This is a genomic window from Nocardioides malaquae (genome assembly GCF_015070385.1).
GTDB lineage: Bacteria > Actinomycetota > Actinomycetes > Propionibacteriales > Nocardioidaceae > Nocardioides > Nocardioides malaquae.
The window spans coordinates 66,608-81,405 of sequence record NZ_JADCSA010000005.1 but is presented as its reverse complement, the minus strand read 5'-3'; the positions used below and the strand labels follow the sequence as shown (position 1 = coordinate 81,405).

The following is a 14,798-nucleotide window of genomic DNA, read 5'->3' as shown; positions in this document are numbered from 1 at the left end:
GCGGCGCGGGGGCGTCACTGGGTCACGCGGTAGGCGTCGAAGACGCCCGGGACGCCCCGCACCGATCGGAGCACGTTGTCGAGGTGGGTCGCGTCGGCCATCTCGAAGGTGAAGCGACTCTTCGCCACCCGGTCGCGGGTGGTCTGGAGGGTGGCGCTGAGGATGTTGACCTGGGTGTCGGCCAGCGCCATGGTGATGTCGGAGAGCAGGCGGGCGCGGTCGAGCGCCTCCACCTGGATATTGACCAGGAACGTGTTCTGACCGTTCGGCTCCCACTGCACCTGGACGAGGCGTTCGGCCTGTGCCTCCAGGCTCGCAGCGTTGGTGCAGTCGCGACGGTGGACCGAGACCCCGCCCCCCTTGGTCACGAACCCGAGGATCTCGTCGGGAGGCACCGGCGTGCAGCACTTGGCCAGCTTGACCCAGACGTCGCTGCTGCCCTGCACGACCACCCCACTGTGGGTCGGAGTCGCCTGGGTGCCCCGGTTGCGGCGCCCCGTGATGGTGACCGCCTCGGCCATGTCCTCCGCGGCGCCCTCGGAGCCGCCGTGCAACGCCATGACGCGCTGCACCACGGTCTGGGCCGAGATGTTGTGCTCGCCGACCGCGGCGTAGAGCGCCGTCACGTCAGCGAGCTTGAAGTGCTCGGCCACCTGCATGAGGGCCTCGTGCGAGAGCAGACGCTTGAGGGGCAGGCCCTCCTTGCGCATCAGCCGGGCGATCTCGTCCTTGCCGCGCTCGATGGCCTCCTCGCGGCGCTCCTTGGTGAACCACTGGCGGATCTTGGAACGCGCCCGCTGCGACTTGACGAAGTTGAGCCAGTCACGCGAGGGCCCGGCGGTGGCCGCCTTCGAGGTGAAGACCTCCACCACGTCGCCGTTGTCGAGCGCCGACTCCAGCGGCACCAACCGCCCGTTGACCCGGGCGCCGATCGTGTGGTGCCCGACGTCGGTGTGCACCGCGTAGGCGAAGTCGACGGGGGTGGCGCCCGTCGGCAGTGCGATCACGTCGCCGCGCGGGGTGAAGACGTACACCTCCGCCCGGTTGATCTCGAACCGCAGGGAGTCCAGGAACTCCCCCGGGTCCTCGACGTCGCTCTGCCAGTCCATGAGCTGGCGCAGCCAGGCCATGTCGTCCTTCTCGGCCGGCCGGTCGGTGTCGGCACCGGCCCGCGAGTCCTCCTTGTACTTCCAGTGGGCCGCGACGCCGTACTCCGCGCGGCGGTGCATCGCGAAGGTGCGGATCTGGATCTCCACGGGCTTGCCGGTGGGGCCGATGACCGTCGTGTGCAGCGACTGGTACATGTTGAACTTCGGCATGGCGACGTAGTCCTTGAAACGCCCCAGCACCGGGTTCCACCGGGCGTGCAGGACACCCATGACCGCGTAGCAGTCACGGTCGTCGTCGACGAGCACGCGGATCCCGACGAGGTCGTAGATCTCGGAGAAGTCGCGACCGCCGACGATCATCTTCTGGTAGATCGAGTAGTAGTGCTTCGGGCGTCCGGTGACCTTGGCCCGGATCTTCGCGTCCTTCAGGTCCTGCTCCACCTGGGCGATGACCTGGGCCAGGAACTGGTCCCGCGACGGCGCCCGCTCGGCCACCAGGCGGACGATCTCGTCGTAGATCTTGGGGTGCAGCGTGGCGAAGGCCAGGTCCTCGAGCTCCCACTTGAGGGTGTTCATGCCGAGGCGGTGGGCCAGGGGCGCGTAGATGTCCAGCGTCTCGCGCGCGGTGCGCTCCTGACTGGCCTGCGGCACGTAGCGCAGGGTGCGCATGTTGTGCAGGCGGTCGGCGAGCTTGATGACCAGCACGCGGATGTCCTTGGACATCGCGACGATCATCTTGCGGATCGTCTCCGACTGGGCGGCCGCTCCGTACTTGACCTTGTCGAGCTTGGTCACGCCGTCGACGAGGAGGGCGACCTCCTCACCGAAGTCGGCGGTCAGCTCCTCCAACGTGTAGGGGGTGTCCTCCACGGTGTCGTGCAGCAGGGCGGCCACCAGCACCGGTTCGGTCATCCCGATCTCGGCGAGGATCGTGGTCACGGCGAGCGGGTGGGTGATGTAGGGGTCGCCGCTCTTGCGCCTCTGCGGCGCGTGCAGCCGCTCCGCGGTGCGGTACGCCCGCTCGAGCAGCGCGAGGTCAGCCTTGGGATGGTTGGTGCGAACGGCCCTGAAGAGCGGTTCGAGCACCGGGTTGGCCGACTGGCTGCGCGTCCCGATCCGGGCCAACCGGGCGCGCATCGACCGGGCGGAGGACCCGGAGGCGCCGGAGTCGGCGGGCCGGGCCCGATCCACGGCGGTGCGGTTGTCGTCGACCATTGGTCCAGTCTAGTCGGGCTCAGATCTCCATGAGCGCGGTGCAGGGCACGTCGTCGAGCACCCGACGCCCCTGGAGGAAGCCCAGCTCCATCAGGACCGCGGCCCCCACGACCACGCCCCCGGCGTCGGCGACCAGTCGACGCGTGGCCGCGATGGTCCCTCCGGTGGCCAGCACGTCGTCGACCAGCAGGACCCGGTCGCCCGGCTGCACCGCGTCGACGTGCATCTCGAGGGTGGCCGTGCCGTACTCGAGGGCGTACGACTCCGACAGACAGGCACGCGGCAGCTTGCCCGCCTTGCGCACGGGCACGAACCCGGCCTCGAGGTCGAGGGCGACAGGTGCAGCGAGGATGAAGCCCCGGGCCTCCATGCCGAGCACCTTGTCGACCACCACGGTGCCGGACTCGTCGCGGCCCGACTCTGCGAGCGCGAGGATGGCGGCGTGGAAGCCGTCGTGGTCGGCGAGCAGCGGGGTGATGTCCTTGAAGACGACGCCGGGCTGGGGGTAGTCGGGCACGTCGACGACCAGGCGTGACATCGCCTCGAGCGCGGCGGCCCGGTGCCGGGACGCGTGGGGCGCGAGACTGGGCGCCTCGGGGGCGGGGTGCGAGGACATCAGCCCTCCTCGTGGGTCGGCACGTCACCGGTCGCGTCCGCGGGACCGGACTCCACCGCAGCGACGGCACCGCGGGCGACGTCGACCACGACCCCCGGCGCGATCTCGACGCGCACCTTCTCGACGTCGAGTCCGTCGACCGTGCCGTAGAGACCGGAGGCCAGGACGATGCGGTCTCCCGTCGCCAACCCGGCCTGCAGCTGCTGCAGCTGCTTCTGGCGACGCGACGCGGGGCGCACGATCAGGAGCCAGAAGACGACGACGACGGCGAGCAGGGGCAGGAACTCCACGCGAAAGACCTCGAACCAGTGGGGGACGGCAACCCGTCGAGTCTACGGTCCTGCGTCCGGGGGCACGACGGTGCCGCGGCTCAGTCCTCGAACAGCGCCTGCTGGGCACCCAACGAACCGGACGGCGGCGTCAGGCCCAGGTGCTGCCACGCCGCCGGCATCGCCACCCGTCCCCGCGGGGTGCGCGCCAGCAGACCATTGCGCACCAGAAACGGCTCGGCGACCTCCTCGACGGTCTCGCGCTCCTCGCCCACGGCCACCGCGAGGGTGGAGACCCCCACCGGACCGCCACCGAAGCGGCGACACAGCACGTCGAGCACCGCGAGGTCCAACCGGTCGAGGCCCAGCTCGTCCACCTCGTAGAGCTCCAGCGCGGCGCGGGCGACCTTGCGGTCCAGCACTCCGTCGGCGCGTACCTGGGCGAAGTCGCGCACGCGGCGCAACAGACGGTTGGCGATGCGCGGGGTGCCGCGAGAGCGCGACGCGATCTCTGCCGCTCCCTCGCTGGTCAGGTCGACGCCGAGCAGCCCGGCGGAGCGCCGCACGATCAGGTCGAGCTCGGAGGGCTCGTAGTACTCCAGGTGGGCAGTGAAGCCGAACCGGTCACGCAGCGGACCCGGCAGCAGACCCGCGCGCGTGGTCGCACCCACCAGCGTGAAGGGCGGAATGTCCAGGGGGATGGCGGTGGCGCCCGCGCCCTTGCCGATGACGACGTCGACGCGGAAGTCCTCCATCGCCATGTAGAGCATCTCCTCGGCCGGCCGCGACATCCGGTGGATCTCGTCGACGAAGAGCACGTCACCCTCGTTGACGCCGCTGAGGATGGCCGCCAGGTCACCGGCGTGGGTGATCGCCGGACCACTGGTGACCCGGAGCGGAGTCTGCATCTCGGCCGCGATGATCATGGCCAGCGTCGTCTTGCCGAGTCCGGGGGGCCCGGAGAGCAGCACGTGGTCGGGGGCCCGACCCCGTCGTCTGGCCGCCTCGAGCACGAGTCCCAGCTGGTCACGCACCCGCTGCTGGCCCACGACCTCGTCGAGCGACTTCGGTCGCAGGGCGGCCTCGACGGCACGCTCGTCACCCTCCGCCTCGGCGTCGACGAGCGAGCGCAGGTAGGTCTCCTCAGCCTGACGGAGCGCGGGGTCCTCCCACTCCTCCCCCGCGCTCATGCCTTGCCCAGGTGGCGCAGGGCGGCGCGCAGCAGCGCACCGACGTCGGCGGAGGCGGGCAACTCTGCGGTGACCGTGTCGAGCGCCTTCTCGGCGTCCTTCGTCGACCAGCCCAGGCCGACGAGTCCCTGGGTCACCTGGTCCCGACGGTCGTCGGTCGCGACGGACCGGTCGGCACCGACCGTCGCCGGCACACCGATCCGGTCCTTGAGCTCGAGGATGATGCGTTGCGCGCCCTTCTGGCCGATGCCCGGCACCCGGGTCAACGCCTTCACGTCGTCGTCGGCGATGGCGCGTCGCAGGGCGTCCGGGGTCATCACTGCCATCACGGCCTGGGCCAGCTTGGGTCCCACGCCGGAGGCGGTCTGCACCAGCTCGAAGCAGGCCTTCTCGTCGTCGTCCAGGAAGCCGAAGAGGGTCATCGACTCCTCCCGCACCACGAAGCTGGTGGCCAACTGCGTCTCCTGGCCGTGACGCAGCGAGGCCAGGGTGGCCGGCGAGCAGAGCACCTGCAGCCCCACTCCCCCCACCTCGACCACGGCGGAGGTGAGGGAGACGGCGGCGACGGTGCCACGGACGTACGCGATCACGGGCGACTCCTGGGGATCCTGCTGGTGGTGACGAGGTGGGTGGTGCGCGCCGGCAGGGCGGGCGCGGTGGCTGCGCGCAGCGCGGCCCGGTCGAGTCGTTCGGCCGCCGCGCCACGCCACAGGTGCGTGATGGCGAGGGCGAGGGCGTCGGCGGCGTCGGCAGGTTTCGGTGGGGCGTCGAGCTGCAGGATGCGCGTCACCATCGCGGTCACCTGGGCCTTGTCGGCACGACCGCTGCCGGAGACCGCCGCCTTCACCTCGCTGGGGGTGTGGAGCACGACGGGAAGTCCGCGGCGAGCCGCCGCGACCAGCGCGATGCCGCTCGCCTGGGCGGTGCCGATGATGGTGCTGGAGTCGGAGCGGGCGAAGATCCGTTCCACGGCCACGGCGTCCGGCCGGTGCTCGTCGAGCCAGGCGTCGATGCCCTTCTCCACGGTGACGAGCCGTTCGGCGACCGGCAGGTGGGAGCTCGTACGGATCACGCCGACGTCGACCATGGTCAGCGGCCTTCCGAGGGCCCCCTCCACCACTCCGACGCCGCACCGGGTGAGGCCGGGGTCGATGCCGAGCACGCGCACTGGCGCTCCTTCCGTGTCGATCCCGTGGCGCGAACGTCCGAACACCTGTTCGCACCACCACGCTAGCCCGTGCCTCCACCATGACCGGGGACGACACGCGTCCGACGACAGTTCGACGACAGTTCACGCCCGGGTCACGCCCACGTCGGCCACCGCCACGAGGGTCGTGGCACCGGGTCGTGGAGTGCGACCCCCACCGTCTCGGAGGACCGCATGACCCCGCAGTGCCCCGCCACCCCCGACGTGCCCGTTGCCCCCGACTCCACCTCCCGCACGGTGCTCACCCTGGTGCCGCGCCAGCAGGGCCCGCACGGATCGCGCAGCGCCATGACCTGTGCCTTCCGGTGCGGCAACGCGTGCGACGCACCGGTGCCGAACACCTCGGGCGCCGAGGCCTTCCAGGACGTCGCGGCCTGCGTGGTGGGCCGTCGTACGGTGCTCGGCACCGGGCTGGCGGCCGGTGCCGTGGGCGTGATGACGCTGTCGCCGGGAGCAGCGGCTGCCCACCCGGAGCGCGGCCGAGGTGCTGGTCGCGGGCGGGGTCGTGCCGCCTCCGGCGCCGGCACGTGGACGTTCGACCCCGTGGCACCCAACCGCGCTGACCAGGTCACCGTGCCTCCCGGCTTCACGGCCGACCTCCTCATCGCCTGGGGCGACCCGGTCACTCGTGACGCCGTCCGTTTCGACGTCCGTCGACAGACCGCGCGCGCCGCCCGCACCCAGTTCGGCTACAACAACGACTACGTGGGCCTGGTGCCCCACCCGGCCCGTCGGGACAGGGCCCTGCTGGTCGTCAACCACGAGTACACCGACGAACCCCTCATGTTCCCCGCGGGCACCCATACTCCCGAGGAGGTCCTGGAGGTCGCCATCGCCAACCACGGCATGTCGGTCGTGGAGGTGCAGCAGGGGCGCAGGCCGGGTCAGTGGAGCGTGGTCTCCCCCCGCGCCGCGCGCTACAACCGACGGCTGCACGACCGCACCACCTTCGAGGTCACCGGCCCCGCGGCAGGTGACCCGCGGCTCCGCACCACCGCCGACCCCACCGGGCGAAGAGTGCTCGGCACCTTCAACAACTGCGCCGGGGGCACGACCCCGTGGGGCACCGTGCTGAGCGGCGAGGAGAACTTCAACCAGTACTTCGACGGCGAGGTGCCGGCTGGTCGTCGCGAGTCCTTCGCGCGGTACGGCATCTCGGGCCAGGGGCGCGGGTGGAGCCAGGTCGACGAGCGGTTCGACCTCGCGCAGGAGCCGAACGAGCCCTACCGGTTCGGCTGGGTCGTGGAGGTGGACCCACTCGATCCGCGATCGACACCGAGGAAGCACTCGATGCTCGGACGCTTCAAGCACGAGGGCGCCAACGTCACGGTGGCCCGCAGCGGGCACGTGGTGGCCTACATGGGCGACGACGAGCGCGGCGACTACCTCTACCGGTTCGTCTCGCGCGACCGCTTCGACCCCCGTCGTTCCACCCGTGCCCGTCGGCACAACCTCACCCTGCTGAGCGCCGGCACCCTGTCGGTGGCCCGCCTGACCGGCGACGGCACTGAGGACGGGCGCCACGACGGGACCGGCGAGTGGATCAGGCTGGCCGACTGGAGGCGCTCGTACGTCCCGGGCATGTCGCTGGCGGACGTGCTCATCGACACCCGGCTGGCGGCCGACAGGGTCTCCCCCACCCGGATGGACCGCCCCGAGGACGTCGAGGTCAACCCGGTCAACGGGCGGGTCTACGTCGCCCTCACCAACAACTCCCAGCGCGGCACGGCGCTGCCCGCCGACGAGGCCAACCCGGTGACCCGCTCGATGGTGCGCAGCTCACTCGACGCGCCCCTCACACCGGCGTCGGGCAACCGCAACGGCTACGTGCTGGAGATGATGCCTCGGCGCGGCGACCACACGGCGTCCGACTTCACGTGGGACCTGATGCTCGTCTGCGGCGACCCGCACGCCCAGGAGACGTGGTTCGCCGGCTTCCCGAAGCAGCTGGTCAGCCCCATCAGCTGCCCCGACAACGTCGCCTTCGACGCGGTCGGCAACCTCTGGGTCTCCACCGACGGCAACGCACTGGGGTCCAACGACGGTCTCTTCCGCGTGCCGGTCGACGGCCCCCGCCGGGGGCAGGTCCACCAGTTCCTCACCGTGCCCCTGGGAGCGGAGACCTGCGGGCCGTTCGTCACCGCGGACCAGCAGGCCGTGCTCATCGCCGTGCAGCATCCCGGCGAGGTGGACGGTGCCTCCTTCGAGGCGCCGGCCAGCACGTGGCCCCACACCCACGCGTGGCCACGCCCCGGCGTCGTCGTCGTACGTCGAGCCTGAGGCTCAGGCGTCGAGCTCGGCCAGCACGTCCTCGGGGACGTCCACGTTGGCGAAGACGTTCTGCACGTCGTCGAGGTCCTCCAGCGCGTCGATCAGCCGGAAGACCTTGGCGGCGGCGTCGGCGTCGACGGGGATGTCCATCGTGGCCACGAACTCGACCTCGGCCGACTCGTAGTCGAGGCCGGCGTCCTGGAGCGCCGTGCGCACGGCGACGACGTCACTGGGGTCGGAGATGACGGTGAAGTTCTCGCCGTGGTCCTTGACCTCGTCGGCACCGGCGTCGAGCGTCGCCTCGAGCACGTCGTCCTCGGTGACGTCCTTGCCCTCCTGGGCCTTGGCGACCACGACGACGCCCTTGCGCTCGTAGAGGCGCGAGACCGAGCCGGGGTCGGCCATGGTGCCGCCGTTGCGGCTCACGGCGGTGCGGGTCTCCATGGCTGCCCGGTTCTTGTTGTCGGTCAGGCACTCGACCAGCAGGCCCACTCCACCTGCGCCGTAGACCTCGTACATGATCGACTCGTAGTTGACGCCACCCCCGTCGAGGCCGCCACCGCGCTTCACCGCTGCGTCGATGTTCTTGCTGGGCACCGACTGCTTCTTCGCCTTCTGGATGGCGTCGAAGAGCGTCGGGTTGCCGGAGGGGTCAGGACCGCCCGTCTTGGCCGCGATCTCGATGTTCTTGATCAGCTTGGCGAAGAGCTTGCCGCGCTTGGCGTCGATCGCCGCCTTCTTGTGCTTCGTGGTCGCCCACTTGGAGTGGCCTGCCATGGGTGGTCCCTCTCGTGTCGGTCGTCTCGCGCCCGCACTCAGGCCGATCGCACCAGGTCGAGGAACGACCCGTGCACCCTGGAGTCCCCACCGACCTCCGGGTGGAAGGAGGTGGCCATCAGGGAGCCTTGGCGGACGGCGACGATCCTACCGGGGTCCCGACCGTCCTCCAGCGCGGCCAGCACCTCGACGCCGGGCCCGACGTCGACGACGTACGGCGCACGGATGAAGACGGCGTGCACCCGACCCTCGACCCCGACCATGTCGAGGTCCTGCTCGAACGAGTCCACCTGCCGGCCGAATCCGTTGCGCCGCACCGTGACGTCCAGCCCCCCGATGGTCCGTTGGTCGGCCGTGCCGTCGACGATCCGGTCCGCGAGCAGCACCATGCCGGCACAGGTCCCCAGCACGGGGAGGCCGCGCACCACGACGTCGCGCAGGGGCTCCATCAGGTCGAAGTGCACCGCCAGCTTGGAGATGGTGGTCGACTCCCCGCCGGGCACCACCAGCGCGTCGACCGCAGCCAGCTCCCTGGGGCGTCGCACGCCCACGGCGTCGGCGCCCGCAGCGGTCAGGGCAGCCAGGTGTTCGCGCACGTCGCCCTGCAGGGCGAGGACGCCGACCTTGGGTCGCGGGCTCACCGCCCGGGCCGTCTCTGCCAGCGGACGCGTGCCTCGAGGCGACCTTCGTGCCACCGGGCAGTGATCCCGTGACGGGCGAGGCAGGCGAGCACGGCGACGGTGAACGGTGACTGCGGGCCGGCGAGCGATCCGTCCGGGTGGTGCAGCCCCAGGGTGAGGACGGCGTCGTCGACGGATCGCCACACGGCCTGCTCACCGAACCAGAGAGCCCCCCTGGGCGTCGCGGGGGCCGCCTCCACGGCAGCGCGGACCCGGGCCGGGTCGTCGACGCCCACGAGGACGACGACCCCGTGGTCCCGGCACTCGTCCAGCGCCGCCACCAGCCGGTCGTGGTCCGTCGGCGCGGACCAGGTCGCGGCCTCGGCGGCGAGGTCGCGCTGGGCAGCCGCCACCCATGCGCGCGCCAGCACGTCGGCGTCCGTGCCGGGCATCTGCACCTCGACGGCCTCGACCATCGTGGCGCGCAGGTCGTCACCCGACCTGAGCCCGGCGCGCACGTGCAGCCGGGCCAGGTCGCGCAGCTCCGCCTCGTCGCGCCCGACGGGGGCGCTCACCAACCGCGCTCGGAGAGCCGGTGCGGCTGCGGGATCTCGTCGACGTTGATGCCGACCATGGCCTCCCCCAGCCCCCGGGAGACCTTGGCGACGACGTCGGGGTCGTCGTGGAACGTGGTGGCCTTGACGATCGCCTCGGCGCGCTGCGCCGGGTTGCCGGACTTGAAGATGCCGGATCCGACGAAGACACCTTCCGCACCGAGCTGCATCATCATCGCGGCGTCAGCCGGGGTGGCGATGCCTCCGGCGGTGAAGAGCACGACGGGCAGCTTGCCGGTGCGCGCCACCTCGACCACGAGGTCGTAGGGCGCCTGCAGCTCCTTGGCCGCCACGTAGAGCTCGTCGTCGGCGAGGGCGCCGAGGCGACGGACCTCGGCCCGGATCGTACGCATGTGGGTCACGGCGTTGGACACGTCACCGGTGCCCGCCTCGCCCTTCGACCGGATCATGGCCGCGCCCTCGGTGATCCGTCGCAGCGCCTCGCCCAGGTTCGTCGCCCCGCAGACGAAGGGGACCGTGAACTCCCACTTGTCGATGTGGTTGGCGTAGTCAGCCGGGGTGAGCACCTCGGACTCGTCGATGTAGTCGACGCCCAGGCTCTGCAGGACCTGCGCCTCCGCGAAGTGGCCGATGCGGGCCTTGGCCATGACGGGGATCGAGACGGCCTCGATGATGCCGTCGATCATGTCGGGGTCGCTCATGCGCGAGACGCCGCCCTGGGCCCGGATGTCGGCCGGCACCCGCTCCAGCGCCATGACCGCCACGGCTCCGGCGTCCTCGGCGATCTTGGCCTGGTCGGGGGTGACCACGTCCATGATCACTCCGCCCTTGAGCATCTCGGCCATGCCGCGCTTGACGCGCGTCGTGCCGGTGGCGGGAGTGGTCTCGGAGACGGGGGTGTCAGTCATGCCCCAAATGGTAAGTGGGGGTGTGCACCGACCACACCCTGCCCGCGATCCGGTCAGGTGATGACGCCCACACCGTCGAGGGCGCGCGCCTGCCGGTAGACCTTCACGATGCGGTAGGCGACGGTCACCGAGCTGGCCACGGCCAGCACCCACAGGGCGATCGGCACCAGCACGGGCAGGTCCAGCAGCTCCGACAGACCGGTGGCGACGAGGATGAGCACGAGACGGTCTGCGCGCTCGGCGATGCCCCCCTTGGCGTCCATGCCCAGCGACTCGGCCCGGGCCCGGGCGTAGGAGGTCACCGATCCGGTCACGAGGCAGTAGAGGGACAGGCACAGGTTGATCCAGTGATCTCCCGGGCCGGCGAAGTAGAGGGCGAGGCCGACGAAGATGGCGGCGTCGCCGAAGCGGTCGAGGGTCGAGTCCCAGAAGGCACCGAAGACCGAGCTGCGCCCCGATGTCCGCGCCATCGCGCCGTCGACGAGGTCGGAGAAGACGAACGCCGTGATCACCAGCACGCCGACGAGCAGGTCTCCTCGAGGGAAGAACCAGAGTGCGGCGACGACCAGACCCAGGGTCCCCACCAGGGTGACGAGGTCAGGACTCACCCGCATCCAGAGGAGGAGTCGGACGATCGGCGCCAGCACGACGCCCTGCCAGAAGTCCTTGAACCTGTCGAGCACGAGACGTCACGCTACCGGTCGACGAGCAGGCGCTCGGCCTCGGTCACCGCGCGCGGGGTCCCGAGCAGGAACCACTCCACCCCGGCCGCCTGTACGCGGCGCGAGATGCCCCCGGCAGCCCGGACCAGGGCTTCACCGGGCGCCGCGTCCCAGAGGGGCACGCTGTGCTGGACGCTCAGCTCCGCCCGGCCGGCCGCCACGTCGGTGGCGTCCAGGCTCCCCGAACCGGTCATCCTCAGCGTCGCCACGGCATGGGCCAGGCGTCGCCATGCCTGTCCCACCTCGGTGGCGTGGTGCGGGGGGTGCAGGTAGGTCAACAGCTGCGACTCGCCCAGGGGCCGGTCGGCCAGCGGCGGCAGCGGCTGCTCGTCCTCGGTGACCGGCACGTCCACGCCGCCGACCCAGGTGCGGTGCGCAGTGCCACTCGCGACGACGCCGAGCACGGGTTCGTCGTCCACCACGAGCGCCGCTGCGGAACACCAGCGCTCCGAGCCGCGGGTGAAGTTCCACGAACCGTCCAGGGGGTCCAGGACCCAGGTGCGACCCGACGTCCCCTCACGAGCCGTGCCCTCCTCCCCCAGCACCGAGTCGCGGGGGCGGTGCCGGCGCAGGAGGGAGACCATGGCGGCCTCCGCCGCCTCGTCGGCGACGCTCACCACGTCGGTCAGGTCCGACTTCGTGCGGACCCCCTGCCGCCCCGCCGACAACCACGCCGAGTAGGCGGTCGAGACGCCGACGGCGACCAGCTCCCTCCCGACCTCGGCGTCGGAGAGGTGGCCGCCCGGCGACCTCATCCCCAGGCCTCGGCGAGAAGGTCCCGCGTCTGCCCCAGCAGCTGCGGGATGACCTTGGTGTTGCCGGTGACGGTGATGAAGTTGGCGTCCCCGACCCAGCGGGGCACCACGTGCTGGTGCAGGTGGGAGGAGAGCGACCCGCCCGCGGCGGAGCCCAGGTTGAGCCCCACGTTGACCCCCCGGGGCTGGCTCACCTTCTTGATGGTGCGCACGGCCGCCTGGGTCATGCTCATCAGCTCGTGGGCCTCGCCCTCGGTGAGGTCCTCGAGCTCCGCGACGTGGCGGTACGGGATGACCATGAGGTGGCCCGGGTTGTAGGGGTGGAGGTTGAGCACGGCGTAGCACTCGGACCCGCGCGCGAGCACGAGTCCCTCGGCGTCGTCCCCACTCGGGATCGCGCAGAAGGGACACTCCTGCGCGCGGTCGGGCGGCGCACCGACGTCGCGGCGGATGTAGGCCATCCGGTACGGCGTCCAGAGCCGTTGCAGTCCGTCGGACTCCCCCAGACCGCCCTGCTCCACGCCCTCGTGCTCCATGGGCTCAGACCTGCTCGCGACTGTCGACGGCGGCCCGGATGCGTTCCACGGCCTCCGCCACGGGCACCCCGTTGTCCTGCCGGCCGTCGCGGTAGCGGAAGGAGACCGCGCCCGCCTCGACGTCGGCGTCCCCGGCGATCACCATGAAGGGCACCTTCTGCAGCTGCGCGTTGCGGATCTTCTTCTGCATCCGGTCGTCGGAGAGGTCGACCTCGGCGCGCAGCCCTGCCGCCCTGAGGTCGGCGACGATGCCCTTGAGGTAGTCGTCGTGGCGCTCGGCGATCGGGATGCCGACGACCTGCACCGGCGCCAGCCAGGGCGGGAACGCGCCGGCGTAGTGCTCGACGAGCACGCCGATGAAGCGCTCGATCGAGCCGAACTTGGCCGAGTGGATCATCACCGGCTCCCGCCGCGAGCCGTCTGCCGCCTGGTAGGCGAGCTCGAACCGGGCGGGCTGGTTGAAGTCGTACTGGACGGTGCCCATCTGCCAGGTGCGCCCGATCGCGTCCTTGGCCTGGACGGAGATCTTGGGTCCGTAGAACGCTGCGCCGCCGGGGTCGGGGACGAGCTCGAGACCGGTCTCGGCGGCCACGTCCTCCAGGACCTGGGTGGCGGCGGCCCACTGCTCGTCGGAGCCGATGAACTTGTCGGACTCGGGATCGCGCGTGGAGAGCTCGAGGTAGAAGTCGTCGAGACCGAAGTCGCGCAGCACCGACAACATGAACTCGAGCAGGTGCTTGACCTCGTCGGGGGCCTGTTCGGGCGTGCAGTAGGAGTGCGAGTCGTCCTGCGCGAAGCCACGGACCCGGGTCAGGCCGTGGATGACGCCCGACTTCTCGTAGCGGTAGACCGACCCGAACTCGAAGAGCCGCAAGGGCAGCTCACGGTAGGAGCGGCCGCGACTGCGGTAGATGAGGTTGTGCATCGGGCAGTTCATCGCCTTGAGCTGGTAGTTCGATCCCTCGAACTCCATCGGCGGGAACATCGTCTCGGCGTAGTGCGGCAGGTGGCCGGAGGTGTGGAACAGGCCGTCCTTGGAGATGTGCGGCGTGCCAACGTACTCGAACCCCTCCTCGATGTGCCGCTGGCGGACGTAGTCCTCCATGACGCGCTTGAGCACCCCACCGCGCGGGTGGAAGACGGGAAGACCCGAGCCGAGCTCGTCGGGGAACGAGAAGAGGTCGAGCTCACGGCCGAGCTTGCGGTGGTCGCGACGCTCCGCCTCCTCGAGGCGGTGGAGGTACTCCTCCATGGCCTCCTTGGACTCCCAGGCCGTGCCGTAGATGCGCTGGAGCATCTTGTTCTTCTCGTCGCCGCGCCAGTAGGCGGCCGCGGAGCGCATGATCTTGAACGCAGGGATGCGCTTGGTGGTGGGCAGGTGGGGGCCGCGGCAGAGGTCCTTCCAGGCGACCTCGCCCTTGCGGTTGATGTTGTCGTAGATGGTGAGCTCACCGGCACCGACCTCGGCGGAGGCACCCTCGGCCGCCTCGGCGGAGTTGCCCTTGAGACCGATCAGCTCGATCTTGTAGGGCTCGTCGGCAAGCTCGACGCGCGCGTCGTCGTCGTTGGTGACCCGGCGCTCGAAACGCTGGTTCTCCTTGACGATCTTGCGCATCGCGGTCTCGATCTTCGCGAGGTCGTCCGGCGTGAAGGGCGTCTCGACGTCGAAATCGTAGTAGAAGCCGTCCTTGACCGGGGGGCCGATGCCCAGCTTGGCCTCGGGGAAGAGCTGCTGCACGGCCTGGGCCAGCACGTGCGCGGTCGAGTGGCGCAGGATGTCGCGGCCGTCGGGCGAGGCGATCTCGACCCCCTCGACCTCGTCACCTGCTTCCAGCACGTAGGACAGGTCCTTCAGCTCACCGCCGACGCGGGCCGCGATCACGTCCGGGACGTCGGTGAAGAGCTCCCACGCCTTCGTGCCCGTGGCGACGGGTCGCTCCTCCTGCTCGCCGGCGTGGACGCGGAGGACCTTGATGTCGGGCACGAACGCTCCTGGGGCTGGGGTGGGACGGTCGGGGGTGATGCTAT

At 70.9% G+C, this 14,798-nt stretch carries 15 protein-coding genes; 1 reads left to right on the top strand and 14 read right to left on the bottom strand.

Translation table 11 applies throughout. The annotated features are described in order from the left end of the window. Window positions 1–14: 14 nt before the first annotated feature. From IEQ44_RS06615 to ruvC, 6 genes are all read right to left on the bottom strand, one after another. Window positions 15–2,246: a RelA/SpoT family protein gene (locus IEQ44_RS06615; protein WP_227487070.1), complete on the bottom strand. Its 2,232-nt coding sequence runs from the start codon at window positions 2,244–2,246 to the stop codon at window positions 15–17. A 97-nt stretch (window positions 2,247–2,343) separates the two neighbouring features. Next, window positions 2,344–2,862, bottom strand: a complete 519-nt coding sequence (locus IEQ44_RS06610) for an adenine phosphoribosyltransferase (RefSeq protein ID WP_227487069.1) — start codon at window positions 2,860–2,862, stop codon at window positions 2,344–2,346. Between the two features lie 77 nt (window positions 2,863–2,939). After that, window positions 2,940–3,230, bottom strand: a complete 291-nt coding sequence (yajC, locus tag IEQ44_RS06605) for a preprotein translocase subunit YajC (RefSeq protein ID WP_193637651.1) — start codon at window positions 3,228–3,230, stop codon at window positions 2,940–2,942. An 80-nt stretch (window positions 3,231–3,310) separates the two neighbouring features. Beyond that, window positions 3,311–4,399, bottom strand: a complete 1,089-nt coding sequence (ruvB, locus tag IEQ44_RS06600; RefSeq protein WP_193637650.1) for a Holliday junction branch migration DNA helicase RuvB — start codon at window positions 4,397–4,399, stop codon at window positions 3,311–3,313. Further along, window positions 4,396–4,989 carry a Holliday junction branch migration protein RuvA gene (gene ruvA, locus IEQ44_RS06595; RefSeq protein WP_193637649.1) on the bottom strand — a complete coding sequence of 198 codons (594 nt, stop codon included), beginning with the start codon at window positions 4,987–4,989 and terminating at the stop codon, window positions 4,396–4,398. The genes ruvB and ruvA overlap by 4 nt, the downstream gene beginning before the upstream one ends. Next, window positions 4,986–5,567 carry a crossover junction endodeoxyribonuclease RuvC gene (ruvC, locus tag IEQ44_RS06590; RefSeq protein WP_193637801.1) on the bottom strand — a complete coding sequence of 194 codons (582 nt, stop codon included), beginning with the start codon at window positions 5,565–5,567 and terminating at the stop codon, window positions 4,986–4,988. The genes ruvA and ruvC overlap by 4 nt, the downstream gene beginning before the upstream one ends. A 213-nt stretch (window positions 5,568–5,780) precedes the next feature. Here ruvC and IEQ44_RS06585 point away from each other — a divergent pair, with 213 nt between their 5' ends. After that, window positions 5,781–7,886, top strand: coding sequence for a PhoX family protein (locus IEQ44_RS06585; RefSeq protein WP_193637648.1), 2,106 nt, complete (start codon window positions 5,781–5,783; stop codon window positions 7,884–7,886). Between the two features lie 3 nt (window positions 7,887–7,889). Here the strand turns inward: IEQ44_RS06585 and IEQ44_RS06580 are convergent, their stop codons facing one another. Genes IEQ44_RS06580 through thrS form a run of 8 tightly spaced genes read right to left on the bottom strand, consistent with a single transcriptional unit; the run spans window position 7,890 to window position 14,754 of the window. Next, on the bottom strand, window positions 7,890–8,654 hold the full coding sequence (locus IEQ44_RS06580) for a YebC/PmpR family DNA-binding transcriptional regulator (protein WP_193637647.1): 765 nt from the start codon (window positions 8,652–8,654) through the stop codon (window positions 7,890–7,892). 38 nt (window positions 8,655–8,692) lie between these two features. Next, window positions 8,693–9,295 (bottom strand): pyridoxal 5'-phosphate synthase glutaminase subunit PdxT, encoded by a 603-nt coding sequence (gene pdxT / locus IEQ44_RS06575; RefSeq protein ID WP_193637646.1) that lies wholly within the window; start codon window positions 9,293–9,295, stop codon window positions 8,693–8,695. Next, window positions 9,292–9,849, bottom strand: coding sequence for a DUF6891 domain-containing protein (locus IEQ44_RS06570; protein ID WP_193637645.1), 558 nt, complete (start codon window positions 9,847–9,849; stop codon window positions 9,292–9,294). The genes pdxT and IEQ44_RS06570 overlap by 4 nt, the downstream gene beginning before the upstream one ends. Next, window positions 9,846–10,757 (bottom strand): pyridoxal 5'-phosphate synthase lyase subunit PdxS, encoded by a 912-nt coding sequence (gene pdxS / locus IEQ44_RS06565; RefSeq protein WP_193637644.1) that lies wholly within the window; start codon window positions 10,755–10,757, stop codon window positions 9,846–9,848. The genes IEQ44_RS06570 and pdxS overlap by 4 nt, the downstream gene beginning before the upstream one ends. 53 nt (window positions 10,758–10,810) lie before the next feature. Then, window positions 10,811–11,440: a phosphatidylinositol phosphate synthase gene (gene pgsA, locus IEQ44_RS06560; RefSeq protein ID WP_193637643.1), complete on the bottom strand. Its 630-nt coding sequence runs from the start codon at window positions 11,438–11,440 to the stop codon at window positions 10,811–10,813. Window positions 11,441–11,451: 11 nt separating this feature from the next. Continuing rightward, entirely contained in the window at window positions 11,452–12,234 is a 783-nt protein-coding gene (locus tag IEQ44_RS06555) for an inositol monophosphatase family protein (protein WP_193637642.1), read from the bottom strand. Then, complete coding sequence (locus IEQ44_RS06550) at window positions 12,231–12,770, bottom strand: HIT family protein (RefSeq protein ID WP_193637641.1); 540 nt, start codon at window positions 12,768–12,770, stop codon at window positions 12,231–12,233. The genes IEQ44_RS06555 and IEQ44_RS06550 overlap by 4 nt, the downstream gene beginning before the upstream one ends. Before the next feature lie 4 nt (window positions 12,771–12,774). Then, window positions 12,775–14,754 carry a threonine--tRNA ligase gene (thrS, locus tag IEQ44_RS06545; protein ID WP_193637640.1) on the bottom strand — a complete coding sequence of 660 codons (1,980 nt, stop codon included), beginning with the start codon at window positions 14,752–14,754 and terminating at the stop codon, window positions 12,775–12,777. Between the last annotated feature and the right edge of the window lie 44 nt (window positions 14,755–14,798).